The organism is Flammeovirga yaeyamensis (genome assembly GCF_018736045.1).
Lineage (GTDB): Bacteria > Bacteroidota > Bacteroidia > Cytophagales > Flammeovirgaceae > Flammeovirga > Flammeovirga yaeyamensis.
On the sequence record NZ_CP076133.1, the window covers coordinates 1113748 to 1130851 of the forward strand.

Here is a 17104-nt window from a genome sequence, read left to right on the forward strand (position 1 = left end):
TATATTGAAAGTGTGTAAATGCCGCAAAAATAGTGATTTATAGATAAATATACGTGGAGTGATAAGCTTTTTACTTACAGTTATATGTGTTAGAATCGATGTTCATAATATTGAGTGAAATGTAATACTTACTTATTTACTAAATTTTAACACGTACTGAAATGAAAAGAACGTTATTTCTTATTTTAGCAAGTATTTTATGCTCAGCTATTTATGCCGAGGATTATTACCTCAGCAGTGTATCCGGAAGCGATACAAACGCAGGAACTAGTGCCAATTCCCCTTGGAAAACTTTATCGAAAATGAATAGTATCCAACTAGGTCCTGGCGATAGAGTTTTATTTAAATCGAATGAAACATTCAGAGGAGAATTTATTGTAAATGGATCTGGTACAGAAGGTAATCCAATTATAATTACTTCTTATGGTACTGGAAGTAAACCGATTGTGACAGGACAAGTTGGAGAAGCTGGTGGCGGAGACTATATGCAGGCTATTCTTGTCGAAAACAATGATAACATTGTATTTGACGGACTTGAAATTCAAAACAACAGGACGGTAGACCGCTATGATGTTGACAGCAAGAAAGCTTTTGGCATCCATATTCGTAACTTTACAGACAACACATCCCTTAAGAATTTTGTGTTCCGAAACATGACGTTTAAAAGTGTCTATGCGGTTGAGCCGATTCTCTACAAACCAGACTTTGATAAACTGGAGGTTTCAGCCATTCGTGTTTACAATATCCAAAACACATTGGATAAGGTGAGGAATATCCAAAATGTATTGGTTGAAGATTCCTACTTTACGGATATTCAACGATTGGGAGTACACTTTAAACACGATGGTGCAAATGCAATTGGAAATGGTACTGATAAGATGAACCGCATTCAAGATGTGGTTGTGCGCAATTGTACATTCGACCACTTAGGTGGCTCATCCGTATTGCCACAGCGCACCTACAACTGTTTGATTGAGCATAATATGTTTGACCATCCTGGAGCAAGTACTGACCCAAGAATGCCTGGAAGAGGTAGTGCTGTATGGAATTGGCACTCGATTAATACAGTAGTTCAATACAACTCTTGTATTAGTTCTAGAGGCTATTTAGATTCTCACGGTGCACACGTAGACAACGAAAACGACTACACATTTATTCAGTACAACTACATGATTGATTGTGAGGGTGGTTTTGTTGAAATTCTTGGAGGAAGCAACAATTCAGTTTATCGATTTAACGTGAGTGTGAACGACGGTTGGCGTGAAGATGGTGGTGTATCTGGAGCATGGTGGAACAGTAATCATACCATTTGGATTAGCCCTGATATCATGAATAAAAAACCAGTTCGTTGTGAGGTGAATTACATCTACAACAATACAATGGTGCTTGACAGGAATTTCGAGACGTGTATTGAGATTGATGCCAAAGATACCCACATTTTTAATAATATCTTCTATACGATTAACGGTGGAGGCATAGGTACAAAGCATACTGTAATTAAAACAAATGATGCTCCTTTTGTGGTAGATAATAACCTATATTTTGGTAATATCGACTCAAGGTTTACAGACTATGACAACAACCAAGTAAATGCGGATCCTTCGTTTACAAATATTGGAAGCGGAGCGGATAAGTATAAATTAAACAGTAACAGCCCCGCCCTATATAGTGGAATTACGAACCCAGGCCCTGCTATTCCTGGAGCAGGTACGGGTATATTTGTAGACCTACCACCTTACCCAACTCAAGATTATTATGGGAATCCTGTTGACTATGCTTCAGGAAATATTAGCATCGGTGCTTATAACGGAGTAGGTGATAGTGGGGGTGAACCTGTGAGTGGAATTACTGTAACCCCAAGCCAAGTGACGATTAATGATGGACAAACAGTTGATTTGGATGAAACTGTTGCACCTGAAAATGCTTCAAACAAACGAGTAAGCTGGACATCAAGTAATGAGTCGGTAGCTACAGTTGACGATTATGGTGTAGTAACAGCAATAGCTTGCGGTACAGCAAACATTACAGCTACAACATTAGACGGAGGCTTTACAGCAACTAGCCGAGTGACTGTAAATATTCCTGTGTCTAGTGTTAGTCTTGTGTCAAGCACTCTTGATTTAACTGTAAATGACAGTTATCAGCTTACAGCAACTGTTCTTCCTGCAAATGCTTGTACAAAAGAAGTAAGCTGGACCTCTAGTAATACTAATGTTGCAACAATATCCAATTCGGGGCGTGTAATGGCAATTGGAACAGGCACAGCTACTATCACCGTAAATACAATGGATGGTAATTTCTCTTCAACAGTAGATGTTACTGTAAGATCAGAACCTATTGAAACTAATTTGTTATTGAATCCAGGTTTTGAGTCGGGCAGTGTTTCATGGACGTTTAATGGTTCATCTAGTGTTATTTCTAACAACCAACGTTCAGGTAGTAATGCCGGTTATATTGACGGAAGTGGCGGTATTTTTCAAATTATAAACTTGAATGCTAATACGACTTATGTATTAAGTGCTTATGGTAAAGTTGGGCAAGTAGGTCAATCGTTCTATTTGGGTTTAACCAATGAATCTACAGGAAATTTCATCGAAAACCGCTTATATACCACTACTAGCTATCAATCTCATTCCATTACTTTCACTACCGGTAGTGATAACTTACAATACAGAGTATGGAGCTGGAATGATGACGGTGGATCATATTATGTGGATGACTTTAAGTTGATTGAAGAAAATGATGACATTCCAGTAACTGGAGTTACACTAAATACAAATGCCGCATCTATAGATAGTGATGGAGAAGTAACATTATCAGCTTATATACTCCCTTCTAATGCAAGCAACAAAGCTGTAACTTGGAGTTCAAGTAATTTAGCTGTTGCAACGGTTAACAATGGTGTGGTAACTGCAGTTAGTGAAGGAACGGTACTTATTACAGCAACAACTTTAGATGGGAACTATACAGCAACAGCAGAAATAAATGTACTTACTGAAGCAACTGTTGCCGAATGGGAACCAAAAGCATATCCACAAGGAGCACAGGTGATGTACAACGGTGTATTATATGAAGTAGTATGGAGCAGTGGCGTTAAAACTGGAAATTGCGTTCCTAGTTCTTGCAGTGGTTGGAAAGAAGTGAGCACAAATAACACTTCTTCGGCACGAACAATAACTGATAAAACAAATTCCAATATTAGCGTTTATCCAAACCCTTCAACAGGAACTATAAATGTTAATTTGAACGGAATGGAAGGAGTGAATGAAGTAATGATATTCGGACTGCAAGGTCAGGTGGTATTTAAACAGCAAATTATTGCTGACAAAATTACCATTAATACGGGTAACTTAAAAGGTTTATTTGTTTTAACCTTACAAGGACCATCACAATTCTATTCAGAAAGAATAATTATTGAATAAATCTTGGGTTAAGAGTACAGGGAGCTGTTTCGAAAAGGTTTTTACTAACCTTTTCACAGCTCCTTTATCAATTAAAATTATACTTCCTTCAAACTGGGATTAGAATGAATACCCTCAATATTTCTCGAGGTTATTTTAAGAAGAAAGTGGGGATGAGTCCTAAAGAATATATCAATATGAACTAATAAGGGAAAAATAAATTTTGGACAAAATAAACAGAGAGAGTTGATGTTTGTAAGTAAAGATGTATATTGTATTGCTGAATAAAATGTGATGGTGTACTTTAGTACTTAAAGCAAATTTTTACTAAAGCGGAAGCTGACTTTTTAATTATACCACTAATTGTACAATTGTATTGGCGTATTCCTCATTGGATACCAAACCTATTTATTTATCTATGTATGTAGTGCAAGTATAATTGATTCGACTTCGAGGAGTGGCTAATAAAAGCGTGTAAATATCATAAAAGAAGACGTTAAGAAATTCAACATACTATGGATATCATCTCTCACACATTAACAGGAGTAGCTGTAGGAACGGTAGCCGCTTCATTTTCTAAAAAGAAGTGGACGGACAAATTAATGATTCTATTGGCAGGCGGCTTTGGTGGAGCATTACCAGATATAGACGCCATATCCCTATGGTCAAAATTTGATGCTACTTTTGGTAAAGTCTTTCGTCTAGAAAATACCGGTAAAGAGATTTATGGTGAAAAATTTTGGTATTCACATCATGCAGTTTTTCACTCTTTGATGATGCCCATTGTATTATCTCTTTTGTTTATTGTCATTATTAGTATTATCAAACGCTATTCTTCAATAGCTGAAATTAAGAACCATCTTAAAACTGAATATCTTAAATACTTCGCTTTTTGCCTTGGTTTCATTTTCCATCTATTTGAAGACATGCCCACACCGGCAAGTGTATGGGGAGGTGTTAATTTTTTCTTTCCAAGTCCAAATTACATTGGGGGATTTGGTAAAATATGGTGGTGGAACAACTACGATTTAACATTAATCATTTTCGTTGTGATATTATTCAATATATGTTTTAATCTCATTAAAAATTCAAAACGTACTATTAGAATAAAATTAACAACTACTACTTTTCTCATGGGTACTCTTCTTTTTCTTTATCAAGTGAATACTCGACCAATGAGTTTTAAATACTCGGGTCATACCAACAAGTACAATGAGTTTGAATATCAATCCAAACAAATTCAGAAAGATATTCTAGGTCAGAAACTTTATCACATTATGGTAGAAATTGATAATAAAATTCCTTTATACTTTTAAAATATCTTTAACTAAAACCATCAAATGAACAACAATTGCTGCCATTTACATTCTATATTCTTGTAGAATGATATGATAAATCTATTTTTGTAATCGAAGGAAGAACAGATTGATTCCTAATGAATACTAAATAAATCATATCAATCAAATTAAATAATGTACTACAGAATACTAAATTCACTATTAATCATTGGACTATTTATTTCATGCACTACTCAAAATCAGAAATCTGATGAAGAGGTAGTTATCAATAATCCAACAAACAAAGTAAAGCTAAGTTCAGAAATTGTTTGGGAAAAACTTAACCCAGCAAGAGGAGACAAAAGCCCACAGGCAGGGACTATATTTGGCGATCGAAAAGGAGAAGTGCCTACAGGTTTCTTGGCCAAGTTCGTTGATGGATTTTCATCTCCACCTCATATACATAATGTTACTTACCGAGCGGTGGTGATTAAAGGAACGATTCACAACGACGATCCTAAAGCGGAGAACATGTGGATGAAGCCGGGCAGTTTTTGGACACAGCCACAAGGTGAGGCACACATTACATCAGCCAAAGGGGAAGAAAATATTGCCTATGTAGAAATTGATAAAGGACCTTATTTGGTGAGACCGACCGATCAAGCTATTGACAATGGTGAGCGTCCAATTAATATTGATGTATCGAATATTGTATGGTTAGGTAGTGATCGCTCGAACTGGGTAAGTCAGCTAGCCAAAATAAATTTCCTTTGGGAAAAAGACGGTCTTCAAGGATTATTTATCAAATTACCCAAGAATTTTAAAGGGGAGTTATTAAGCGAAGGATCGATTTTCCATGCAGTAGTAATTAGTGGAGGAGTGGATTATACTTTACCTCAAAATCAAGAATTAAAACACTTAGATGCAGGTAGTTATTTTACATCTACGGATAGAGCTAAACATACACTATCTACTAAAAATGAATCTGTGATTTATATCAGGACCAACGGATCGATAAAAGTAAAATAATACAAACTGAAAGGAATCAATAATCATTAGAGAATCATTTTTAAAAATGATATACTTTAACTTTAAATGGCCGTGTTTTATAAGAGTAAAACACGGCTATTTTTTATATCAAACCTGAAGATGAGCTACTGCTTTTGCTGATCTTGATACAATGGTGGAAAATGACATTTACAAGTAAACTAAAGGAATATATTACATTTCAGAATGATGTAAATCATAAGGAGAATATGTGTTGATTATTTTATTGTTTACTAACACCTTTCCATGGATTAAATTGATAATCATTCATATAATCTTGCCAAGTGACAATCAAAAGTTTTTCTTTACCATTATCAATAATAGGTGTATACCCTAGGTCGTAACAAAAAAAGTAGGTTTTATTCTTATTGGTTCTGTAAAAAGAAGTGAAGAACTTAAAGTTATATCCCATTTCTTCAACAGTACTTCTTCTTACTGTACCTTTTCCATGAGGACACAATTTCCGTAAGATCTTATAGTTCTCGTTAATGATTTTTTCGTGATGAATTTTATTGAAATAGCGTTGACTAAGTATTTCGTTATTATATGCATATCGACAGGTGTTTGAGCAGAATTTTTTATCCGTCCGACCCATCAAAATTGTTTTTTGACAATACAGGCATTTTTTGTCTTTCATGAATCTAAGTTTGTTAAGCAATGAATTCTAATTCTTATCAGAGAATTATAGTATACGTAATATAAAACCTCAATTTAATAAATAACCAAATATAAACGAGTATAAACGATTAATACTCGGATAATTAGAGTGTGATTTATGAATTTGTCAAAAAATTAATGATCAAAGCCAATCGTATGACAAAGGTAAATCTGACAATTCGACTGAATCCAATAAAGATTCACAATCAAAAATTTATTAAAGTAAGTTTTCCAATGACCGAAGGAATAAAGAAACTTATCAAAACACTTCCGGATGTAAAATGGAATAAAGAGTTAGAATGTATTTATATCCCTGATGGGTATAAGAGTATTCAAGCTGTATTTGCTACTTTTAAAGGAATTGCATGGGTAGATACTAAAGCTGTGTTTCAAAGTAATAATAAAGAGGCACTGACTCAAGGTGAAGAAATGAGTTATGAATTGTTGTATATGAAAATTCAGCAACAATATCCGAAACATAAGGTAATACATTTAAATGGATTGGTTAAAAAACTAGAGCTTTTTAGATATTCTATAAATACGGCAAATACCTATACAAGTATGTTGTACAGGTATTTGGATTATCTTGAGCAAAAAGGATATAAAGATTTAAGAAATATTGAGGAAGGACAGCAGTCTAAATCCCTTTTAGAGCAGTTCCTTTTTCATTTAGTATCAGTAGAGAAGAAGTCAGATTCTTACCAGAATCAAGCATTGAATGCAGTAAAGTTTTATTTAGAAAAAGTATTGGAAAGAGATTATTGTTATTATAATGTTCAACGTCCAAGAAAGAAAGATAAACTTCCAGTAGTACTAAGCATAGAAGAAATAAAGTCGATTTTTTCCAACATTAATAACTTGAAGCATAAAGCTATTTTGATGACTATTTATTCAGCAGGATTAAGAATTGGAGAATTAATAGATCTAGAAATAAAAGATATTGACTCCAAAAGAATGTTGATCAGAGTTGTGGAAGGAAAGGGTAATAAAGATAGAAATACCCTGCTTTCAGAAAAGAACCTTCAAATTTTAAGAACGTATTTTAAAGAGTACAAACCGAAAAAGTACCTTTTTGAAGGTGAAAAAGAAGGGAATAAATACAGTAGAACATCAATAGCTAAAATATTAAAGAGAGCAGTTTTAAAATCGAAAATTCAAAAAAGGGTTACAGTACATACTTTACGTCATACATTTGCCACTCACTTATTAGAAAATGGAGTAGATTTGAGATATATACAATCTCTTTTAGGACATAACTCTGCAATGACCACACAGATTTATACTCATGTGAGTACCAAAATTGTACGTGAAATAAAAAGTCCACTAGATAATTTGTAATATATATTAGAATTGTAATGCTTTAAGTTTGAATATTTAAAGTCGTTTCTTACCTTAATGGTAGTAAACTTTTTTACTAATGGATAAACGCCATGGTGTTTAGCAAAATATAATGTGACATAGTGGTGTTTAGTAAATGTTGGCATGCATTAAGCAGACTATATAAAATATGAATACTTTAATTAGTGAACTAACTCATTTTCTTGATAAAGAAGGTACAATAAACGCTGAAAGTAAAGATATTGAGTATAGGTTCTTAAAACTTTATACTAAGAAAATTAACTCTGAAACATCTGATTTTATATTAAGTAAGTTTAATGAGTTAAAAATAGAATTCACAAAAAATAAATTTGAGTTTGTTTCTGAAGATTCAAATGGTGGTAGCTTATTTAAATCTTTCTTAAATGTACAACATCAAAATGAACAAATAGATGTAATAATTGCATATCACCTAAGTCATGATAGATGTAATATATTTTTAGGTTCAAAACATGCAAATGAGAAAATATATTTAGGCAAAAGTGAACAACTAAATAACTTTTGGGATCAACTTAAAAAATCTGATAGAGAATTTGGTTACTTTTTACCTATTGATTTAAGAAATTTAGAAGCATATCATAATCAAGAAATAGATAACAGAAATTTTAAAATTGAAAAAAATCTTTGGTTTAAAAAATTAAAAAGTATATTCAAATTTTTTCATCCAATCACGCATATACGTAGTTTAGTCGTAATTAATTTCAAAAACATGACAATCAATTTATTATTAAGGTATTTTGGATTATTTTTCTTTGTGTCAAGCCATTTATTTTTAGCATTTCAATTCCTTTTTGATCCAAATATTGATTTAGGGAAGGTATAACTTCATTTGAAATTCTTTGGTTTTTAGGAATAATGTCTGTTTTGACTCTTATTATTATAGTTTGTCTCTTAAGTTACCCATTTGTTTAGTTAATTTTTAATGGAGAAATATTTACATTTTTTGGAATTCATCTAATATATTAGAGATATTTTAATTCAAAAATAATTTTACCATAAATTTAGAAAGTAAAAATATCACAAATTACTAGTAATAAGTTGCTAACATAAATCCAATCACGGTTGACGCAACCGCTGGCTTCCTCAAACCAAACAAGAAATTTATGTGCAATAGCCCTCGTTATTGAATTAAATGGAGAAAATTGGTTTTTAATTTTTCTGGTATATCCCATACTTCATTTCTGAAGAAGAAAGAGATAGTATAGAGTTTAGAGAAGAATTAATTTCTTATAAGTGTCGTCGATGAGTAAAATTTTAGATGAGTTGTCAGCAGACTTATAATGTTTAAAAAACATGTAACCAATAATCTGGCGTTTAGTCATCACGTTGGCATGCATTAAGCAGACTATATATAAAAATGAATACTTTAATTAGTTGAACTAACTCATTTTCTTGATAAAGAAGGTACAATAAACGCTGAAAGTAAAGATATTGAGTATAGGTTCTTAAAACTTTATACTAAGAAAATTAACTCTGAAACATCTGATTTTATATTAAGTAAGTTTAATGAGTTAAAAAAAATAGAATTCACAAAAAAAAATTTGAGTTTGTTTCTGAAGATTCAAATGGTGGTAGCTTATTTAAATCTTTCTTAAATGTACAACATCAAAATGAACAAATAGATGTAATAATTGCATATCACCTAAGTCATGATGTCCGATTCCGCCACCACCATGGTAAAAAGTGCCCTAATCAAAAAACCTTTATCAAAAGTATATTCAAATTTTAAAAAACATGGTCAACCGCTCAAACGGATGATTATCTATATGGAAAAAAGGTACATAGAAGTAGAAATAGATAAATTAACCTAAAGAGAATGTTATAACAGGTGATAGTTTTAATACCCCATTTACCAAAAGGTTGGAATTTCCCGTTTTGTATCCTGCGTCATAGAAAACAATGTAAATTCATCCAAGGTCTAATTTCTTTAAGTTACCATGATGGTTTCCTCTTGAAAGGTAAAGTTTAATTTCATCACCGAATTTAATCAATTATGGTTTATGTTGCTTTTACGCCCCCATTATTGGACAATCAAATCAGATGGTTATTGAACCTGAAGATGCTGTTAAATTGTTAAATAAATATTACGGTTAAATAACAAATATATTAAAGAACCTAAAGGTGTAACATTGGTTGTAGAAAAAAAACCAACATCAGAGGCAGAAAAATCAATTAAAGTTATTCAAAAGAGTAGGGTTTCTAATCCAAAAGTCAAACCCAAACAAAGGCTAATAATTAGGGCATTTGGTCTGGCCCTAAAATTAAGCCCTAGTTGAACAAAGGTGGTGGGTTATTCATCGATCTGTATGGAACTTAGGGTAGCATATGAAAGGTCTTTTTTGTGACTTATGTTGTCCTGAGTATTTCTGAGCAAAGATTTTCACTCAAAAGTACTTGATTTTGGAAAGTAAAGGGTGTAGAAACCTAGGCTTACTTTCATAAGTTAAAATTTGGATTTAATTTATTGAAGCTGAGATTTTCCTTTTTTTGGAGCTCTAAGCAAAACGTGGCTTTCTTTCCTTACAGCAAGGGCAATACCCTAGTTTTTCTGTAGATATTTTAACCCAATCCCATTCCTTAATTTTAGATTGACCAATGGATATTCTAATTTGAGCTACTTTCTTCTTCTTAATAGCTCCATTGTAAAACCCAAAATGACGTATTCTTCTAAAACCTTTTGGTAGAAGATGCCTGACATATCTCTGTAAAACTCTACATGCCGTATTTCTTTTTTCTTACATATCTATAATCCATAAGTGACTTTACCTTGTCCATAATCGTGGTTTGAGATAGCTGTTTTATGTGTATATCTACCCAGATATTGTATGATTTGTTTTGCTCCTCCAAAAGGTCTTTTAGCATACACCACCTTTCTTTTTCAAAACAGTTTCTAGCTATCATCCTTCAAGAATAGTTCTCAGAAGCTCATTTTTTCTTATCCCATGAATGAGTTTCGCCCGGAACATTTTGGCTAAACCTTTAGCAGGGAATAAGTATTTACCTGTTTTGTCAGAGCATTTCCAATGTTTACCGTTGCATAGGGCACCACCAGGAATAATGCAATGCAAGTGAGGATGTAGAGTGAGATTTTGTCCCCACGTATGAAGCACAGCTATCATTCCCATTTCCCCTTGTAGAGACACTCTTCCAAAAGTTTTAATGGTTTCCCAAGCGGCTAAGAAAAGTAAATCATACATCTCCTTAGGATATTTTAGAAACAAGAAGTTAAGATGATGCGGAACTGTAAAAACAGTATGAAAATAGGGAACATCAAGGACTTCCTCTTCTCTTTTTAAAATCCATTTTTCTCTGTATGTAGCCTGACATTTAGGGCAGTTTCTATTTCTACAACTGTTATAAGACACACGAACCTCTTTACATTTTTCGCAATGATCGATATGTCGTCCAAGCTTTGCTGTTCTGCATAAAGTCATTGCGTGTAAATCATACTTTTGCCTTGCTAAGAATTGAGTGGATTCCCTCCAAAATTGCTGTTGATTTAGAATCTGTGCGATCTCAATTTTTGGTTGCATAGATCTTATCGAATGGAGAAAATGAATTGGATTTTTTTACTGTAGCGAGGTTAAGGTAAAGCATTGTTGTTTGTAAAGCCTCGTGTCCTAAAAGCTCTTTTAAAGTGAAAGGGTCCATTCCCATCTCAATGCAGTGAGTGGCATAGGTATGTCTCAAAGTATGTATTGTAACTCTCTTCTTGATGTTCGTTTTCTTTAATGTTTCTCGGAATAATGACCCGATGGAATTTGTCGCCATGTGTTTACTGGTATCGTATCCTTCAAATAGCCATAATTTCGGTCTTACATGTTTTAGATACTTTTCCAATCCAACTTTCATAGTTTTAGAGAGCGGAACAATTCTATTTTTACTGTATTTAGTGTCACGTATGTAAATTGTCATACGATCAAAATCAATATCAGATACTTTAAGTCGGGCGTTCCTGCAGAATAGGTTAAAGCAAATAACACACGGTGTTTTAGGTGTTTGGGTGTTTTTTAAAAATGATTTTGCATTCTTCCACAGACAAAATATCTGGGATGGTAGCATTTTTTTCAATGAAGGTAAGCTCGATCGTCTCTATCACTTAATCTGAAGACATACCTCAAGGCATAGACATAATGCTTGAAGATGGTAGAATCAGATAATCATTTAATTTGATCATCGGAAAGTTCAAGTGGGATCTTTTTAAAGTACAATGAGATACTAGCGATAGTTTTTAAAAGTAGAAGAAGACTTTCCACTTAGCGTCATGTTTTGATACATCAAACATTGAAAAAAATTTCGCTTTTTCGACTATTGTCTCTTTTTTTTCATCTTAGTAAACTATTAATTACAAAATCAATTAAGGTATAAAGGTTTTTTGTTCAACAGTAGCTAACCTCCATCCATCGGGTGACACACCCGCTGGTCGTAGTTTAGCATTTACGTTGTGTGTTATTGAATGAATTACAAAATGAATCTTTCAGGAAGAGCTTCCAAATATCTTAACACTTTAACGAGGGACTTAAAATGGTCATCTGATGAAGAGCAGACAAAAGCATATCTAGAAAGTCAGAACATCAGTTATTGTGATAGTTTTTTGAGATATCAAACGCTTTATTCAGGATATGAGTTGACAATAAAAGATGATCCCGGACAATCGTTTTCAGCTTCTTTGTTTTCACAAAAGCAAATTATTAAAAATGAAACCTTAGAACTTGAAAAAGTTGGAAATCGATTGATAGAGGTTTGTGGAGAACATAAGACAGCACAATTTACATTTTTCATTACTGAAAGAGGAGAAATATGCACTTTGGATGAAGATGATCTACCTAATATTCTACACGACTCATTCGATAAAATGCTGGAAGAATATGCACTAAGAAATGAGATTTATAATTGGGATTCTAACCCATACTATTTTGAGGTAAAAAACTTAGAAGAATTGACCAATATGATGAATAGTGAATTTCATATAATTTCAGAGTGTTCAGATCAATATTCAATTTGGTGGAAAAATGAAAATTTGATCGCTGTTAAAGGAGTTTGGTTGGATAGACCTGAAGCATATTTTCATGTTTATGGAAGGGAAAGAAGTAAATGTGATAGTTTAGTTGAAGGATTAAAAACCAAAGAAATATTAAAATAACGAACACACAACAACAGCTAATCTCCATCCATCGGGTGACGCACCCTCTGGTCGTAGTTTAGCCATTACGTTAGTGTGCCAGATGTGGTCTAGGTTCTACCTAAGTAGAAAGGTTTACGATCACCGTAATACGGAAGTGTGAACTCAAAAGTAGCTTCGAAAAGGCAGGCGTAGATGGGGAGAGTTTTGACGGTCTCGAACCCTGTTACATTGTATGAATTAACAGTAACATGAAATACAATGATCTACCGGAGTCATAGGGATGGCGTGGTTATAGATGGAAAGTTATGAACGTGGGAGATCTGTTATTTCAAAGGTTGGCCACCTTAAACAAGCTGATATAAGTATAGCGAAATTCAGCCTGGTAATAACAGAAGTCGGAGGAGCCCATAGTACTGTCTGACTCTAAGGACAACATAACCTTGGATTAGGGAAGGGGCTCTACTTTAGAAACGCTTTATGAAAGACAGAAAGACCTATATATGACACCGCTCTATTAAAGTCCATCTTCTACAAAGACAGATGAACAAGTTCGTGTCTTTCGAAAGCTATACATTCGAGCCAAGCAAGATAAAGGTTTTAAAGCCTATAGCCTAAGTGATAAAATGAGCTTAGGCTACGTGTTAGTCGAATCTTACCGTCGTGTAAAACAAAACTATTTCCCATGGTAGAGGTGTCGATAATATGTCATTTGATGACATAGAAAAGTATGGAGTATCGAAGTTTCTGAAAGAACTACAATACGAACTCCAAACAAAAACGTATCGTTGCCAAGCCGTTCGTCAAGTTGAAATACCTAAAGAGAAGAAGAGAAAATTTTAGGCATCCCGACCATAAAAGATAGAGTCGCTCAAATGGCAGTAAAGATGCTAATAGAACCTTTATGGGAAGCGGACTTTATTGATACCTCAATGGATTTCGCCCGAAACGAGGAGCTCAAGACGCAGTGAAACAAATCAAACAAAACCTATACGAAGGATACCACTTTGTCTATGATGCGGATTTATCGAAATACTTTGATACAATCCCTCATGATAAGTTGTTTGTGTTGTTAAAAGAGCGAATTAGCGATAAAGGAATACTCAATTATTAAGCAATGGCTCTGTGCTCCCAAACAGTTAAAGAATGGGAAACGAATACAGTCCAAAATGGGTACCCCCCAAGGAGGAGTGATTAGTTTGCTTTCTAATATTTATTTACATGCTTTTGACCGTATTGTTAATAATCCACGAGGTAAGTTTGCCAAAGCCAACATCCGAATAGTACGCTACGCAGATGATTTTGTATTGATGGGTGACTACTATTACAGTAGAGAAATCCTTGAATATATTTACAATAATGCGTAGGATGGGTCTAACGATCAACAAGAATAAGACCTCAATTCTTCATGTACACAAGAAGAGTCTATTCTTTCTGGGTTTTGAATTTCGTTATGTTCGTTCCAAGTTTTTTCATGGAATACCAAGAAATACACGAACATTCGTCCTAGTATTAAATCAAGAAGTAAACTATTTGCCAATATTCGTGAGCTATTATGTATACGACGTCATTGGAAAATTGAACCCTTGATTTACAAACTGAACTCAGTAAATATGGCTGGTTGAACTACTTTTCTATCAGCAAAGTCACCCATATTTGGGAGACGGCTAAGATTATTATCAAACAACTTGACTATAAACTTTTCAAGTGGCTCAAAAGTAAAGGGCGGAAAGCGCATAAGATGCTTCGCCAGCGTCCCTATCGTATCTTTGTCAAAAGCAAAGGTCTGATAGACTTAGAAAAGTATGCTCGCTTGAAAACACTTGCGAAAGCTCAATGAAGAATTCTATCGGTAAGCCGTATGAGGGAAAACTTCACGTACGGTTTGATGAAGGGGGTTCTGATAGTTTTCTCAAAATGATTACATTTATAATTATTTAAACAGAGAGAGCTATCAGGCTCTACTCTACTAAAGCATTATCAAACTATCTACATAAAAAACTAATGAGATATTTCTTTTTATTCACTTTATTTAATTGTTTAATATACAGTATAGGGTATTCTCAAAGTCATACAGATTCAATAGTATATGATATTGATAGCTTAGTATATAAAGTATATGATTCAAGTTCTGATAGTGTTTATTATTTTGATCAAAACGGATTCAAAAGAGAAATTGTTAATATTGAAAATATCCCTACAGAAGAACTTAGAGTAATGTCAAAAATGTCAAAATTGGTTGGTAGAAATATAAAAGTCCCTAGTAGGTATGTACGTAATACCCCAATTGAAGATTTTGACAGTAGATTTACTTTTGAAATGTCATTTTTAATTGAAAAGAATGGAGAAGTTTCTAACTTAAGATTAATTGGAATAATACCTAGTGGATATGCTCCTAATGAATTTTTCCCAAGAAAATTTGAGTTACCTAAATTTCAACCAATAATAAATAGTTTTGGTGATACGGTATTAGTAGAAGGAACAACTGAAATTGTTGTTGAATGTATGTGTTCTCCTCCAATTAGAAAATAATCAACTAAACTCCAATCACGGTTGACGCAACCGCTCTTGAGTTTAGCCATTTCGTAGAGCATAAAAATAAATTTATCATGAAACCTAGAATTATATTATTCATACTGCTTGGGTTATTCCACATGAATAAGGCAAAAGGACAAGTGAAGAATTCTGACTTTTATGTTAAAGCATATAATTATCTAAATGATTCTATTATAAAAACAGATGATATAAAAAATTTAGTTATTGGATGCGAAGGGCTTGTTTATAAGTTGAAAGCCAATGGTAAGTCAAAAAAAGTGAAATTGAAATTCAATAATAATCTTCAAGTAGCTGAAAAGTACAATAATCATAAGAAAGGCTTTCCTTTAGAAGATTATGTAAGGAAAAAGTATAACTTGTCAGATGAATGTATTAAAGCACTCAGACTTGGAACAAGGACTTGTTCTGAGGTAAACAATATAAAAGATTCACTCTTTATTTTTTGGGAAGATTATTCAATGAAATCAGAAAAAGAAATTAGATCTTTATTATCTGAGTTGCCATCAGATAGAAAGGATGGGTATCAGGTTTTCTTTTCTGATATTTTTAAAAATACATTGTCTGCTGAGCTAAAAAGTTTTTGTACCCCTTATGATTCAAGTACTTGGCAAGGAAGTTCTACTTTCTTCTTTTTTGTATTTGACGAGAAAGGTATAATAAAAGAAGTTTACTCAGGCAAAACAATACATTATAACTAATACGATCTACAACATCAACTAAACTCAAATTACGGTTAACACAACCGCTCACGAGTTTAGTAATCACGTTGACGTGCATTGCAAAACCGAGAACTAACATGATAGATGGATAAGAAAGCGAAAACAATATTATTTAAAACTTACTGGACATCGAATGGATGGAAAAGTGTACCTGAGACTAGTTCTGAAGATTTTGAATATGCAAAATCAAAGGGACTTATGTTTGACAAAGTATCTTATTCAATTCCTGAGGTAAAAGATTTTTTGGTTGACCTGATTGCAGAAATTCCGATTGAAAAAATCATTAAAGGATTTCTATCTAGTTTGACTAATAAACGTTTGGATTGGAGGTCTGCAATTGCAAGTTATTTTAATGCAAGTTTGGTGCTTGGAGACAAAAGGGATTTTTATATTGCAAATGATTCAATATATCAAGACTCTGATTTGAATGTTTTAAATTTTGAGCGTATTAAATGGAGTGGAGTAAGACATCATGACTTGCTCTATAATTACCTCGACTTGAATTTGTTTAAGAATGAGGATATTTCTAACCCAACGCAGACCGATCTTGATATCTTTAAAAACATCTTGACTTGCATAGACACTTCCATTGAAGGGGATTATCCAAGTAAACTGAGAGATAGGTTGAAAGAAGTGATGAAAGGAAGTAAAAACGAGAGGCATACATTAATGGAAATTCTCGGATGTTGCGAGATTCTTTTACCACAAAGTTATGACAGACCGACAACAGGACGACATGATTGGGCATTTGTAGAATATTGGAGAGGTGAAGACAAATTCAATCATGAGATAATAGATAAGTATTTTAAGGACTATATTAAATAAACAACGACATACCAACAATAAATATAAGTAATGCGGGGTGATGCTAAATTTGAAAGATTAAATCAATTAATAAAACTTATATCGGTTTGATAAAATTGGAGCTTTGAAATCCCGCACTCGACA

The 17104-nt window shown here is 33.3% G+C and carries 12 protein-coding genes and 1 pseudogene; 10 read left to right on the forward strand and 3 right to left on the reverse strand.

Annotated features, from left to right (window positions below):
- Window positions 1-161 precede the first annotated feature (161 nt).
- The 3 genes from KMW28_RS24290 to KMW28_RS24300 all read left to right on the forward strand — a co-directional run bounded on the left by KMW28_RS24290 (window position 162) and on the right by KMW28_RS24300 (window position 5707).
- A complete protein-coding gene (locus KMW28_RS24290; protein WP_169661806.1) occupies window positions 162-3422 on the forward strand; it encodes an Ig-like domain-containing protein in 3261 nt (1086 codons plus the stop codon).
- A gap of 494 nt (window positions 3423-3916) precedes the next feature.
- Window positions 3917-4717: a metal-dependent hydrolase gene (locus KMW28_RS24295; protein ID WP_169661805.1), complete on the forward strand. Its 801-nt coding sequence runs from the start codon at window positions 3917-3919 to the stop codon at window positions 4715-4717.
- Window positions 4718-4873: 156 nt separating this feature from the next.
- Complete coding sequence (locus tag KMW28_RS24300) at window positions 4874-5707, forward strand: DUF4437 domain-containing protein (protein WP_169661804.1); 834 nt, start codon at window positions 4874-4876, stop codon at window positions 5705-5707.
- Between the two features lie 241 nt (window positions 5708-5948).
- On the opposite strand, the gene KMW28_RS24305 is transcribed toward KMW28_RS24300, so the two are convergent.
- Window positions 5949-6362, reverse strand: a complete 414-nt coding sequence (locus tag KMW28_RS24305) for a hypothetical protein (protein ID WP_169661803.1) — start codon at window positions 6360-6362, stop codon at window positions 5949-5951.
- Window positions 6363-6538: 176 nt separating this feature from the next.
- On the opposite strand from KMW28_RS24305, the gene KMW28_RS24310 reads away from it, so the two are divergent.
- Entirely contained in the window at window positions 6539-7720 is a 1182-nt protein-coding gene (locus tag KMW28_RS24310; RefSeq protein ID WP_244994590.1) for a tyrosine-type recombinase/integrase, read from the forward strand.
- Window positions 7721-7889: 169 nt separating this feature from the next.
- Window positions 7890-8582, forward strand: coding sequence for a hypothetical protein (locus tag KMW28_RS24315; protein WP_215585893.1), 693 nt, complete (start codon window positions 7890-7892; stop codon window positions 8580-8582).
- Window positions 8583-10254: 1672 nt separating this feature from the next.
- Here KMW28_RS24315 and KMW28_RS28750 read toward each other — a convergent pair.
- Both KMW28_RS28750 and KMW28_RS24335 read right to left on the reverse strand, forming a co-directional pair.
- Window positions 10255-11292 (reverse strand): annotated as a pseudogene (locus KMW28_RS28750) (IS91 family transposase).
- Complete coding sequence (locus KMW28_RS24335) at window positions 11276-11821, reverse strand: tyrosine-type recombinase/integrase (RefSeq protein WP_262899389.1); 546 nt, start codon at window positions 11819-11821, stop codon at window positions 11276-11278. The pseudogene KMW28_RS28750 and the gene KMW28_RS24335 overlap by 17 nt, the downstream one beginning before the upstream one ends.
- A gap of 406 nt (window positions 11822-12227) precedes the next feature.
- Here KMW28_RS24335 and KMW28_RS24340 point away from each other — a divergent pair, with 406 nt between their 5' ends.
- The 5 genes from KMW28_RS24340 (at window position 12228) to KMW28_RS24360 (ending at window position 16981) form a co-directional block, all read left to right on the forward strand.
- Window positions 12228-12902, forward strand: a complete 675-nt coding sequence (locus tag KMW28_RS24340; protein ID WP_169667348.1) for a hypothetical protein — start codon at window positions 12228-12230, stop codon at window positions 12900-12902.
- Window positions 12903-13990: 1088 nt separating this feature from the next.
- Entirely contained in the window at window positions 13991-14248 is a 258-nt protein-coding gene (locus tag KMW28_RS28540) for an RNA-dependent RNA polymerase family protein (protein WP_394369918.1), read from the forward strand.
- A 637-nt stretch (window positions 14249-14885) separates the two neighbouring features.
- On the forward strand, window positions 14886-15413 hold the full coding sequence (locus tag KMW28_RS24350) for a hypothetical protein (protein ID WP_169663521.1): 528 nt from the start codon (window positions 14886-14888) through the stop codon (window positions 15411-15413).
- 77 nt (window positions 15414-15490) lie between these two features.
- Window positions 15491-16135 carry a hypothetical protein gene (locus KMW28_RS24355; RefSeq protein ID WP_169663522.1) on the forward strand — a complete coding sequence of 215 codons (645 nt, stop codon included), beginning with the start codon at window positions 15491-15493 and terminating at the stop codon, window positions 16133-16135.
- A 105-nt stretch (window positions 16136-16240) separates the two neighbouring features.
- Window positions 16241-16981 (forward strand): hypothetical protein, encoded by a 741-nt coding sequence (locus KMW28_RS24360; RefSeq protein ID WP_169663523.1) that lies wholly within the window; start codon window positions 16241-16243, stop codon window positions 16979-16981.
- Window positions 16982-17104: the final 123 nt, after the last annotated feature.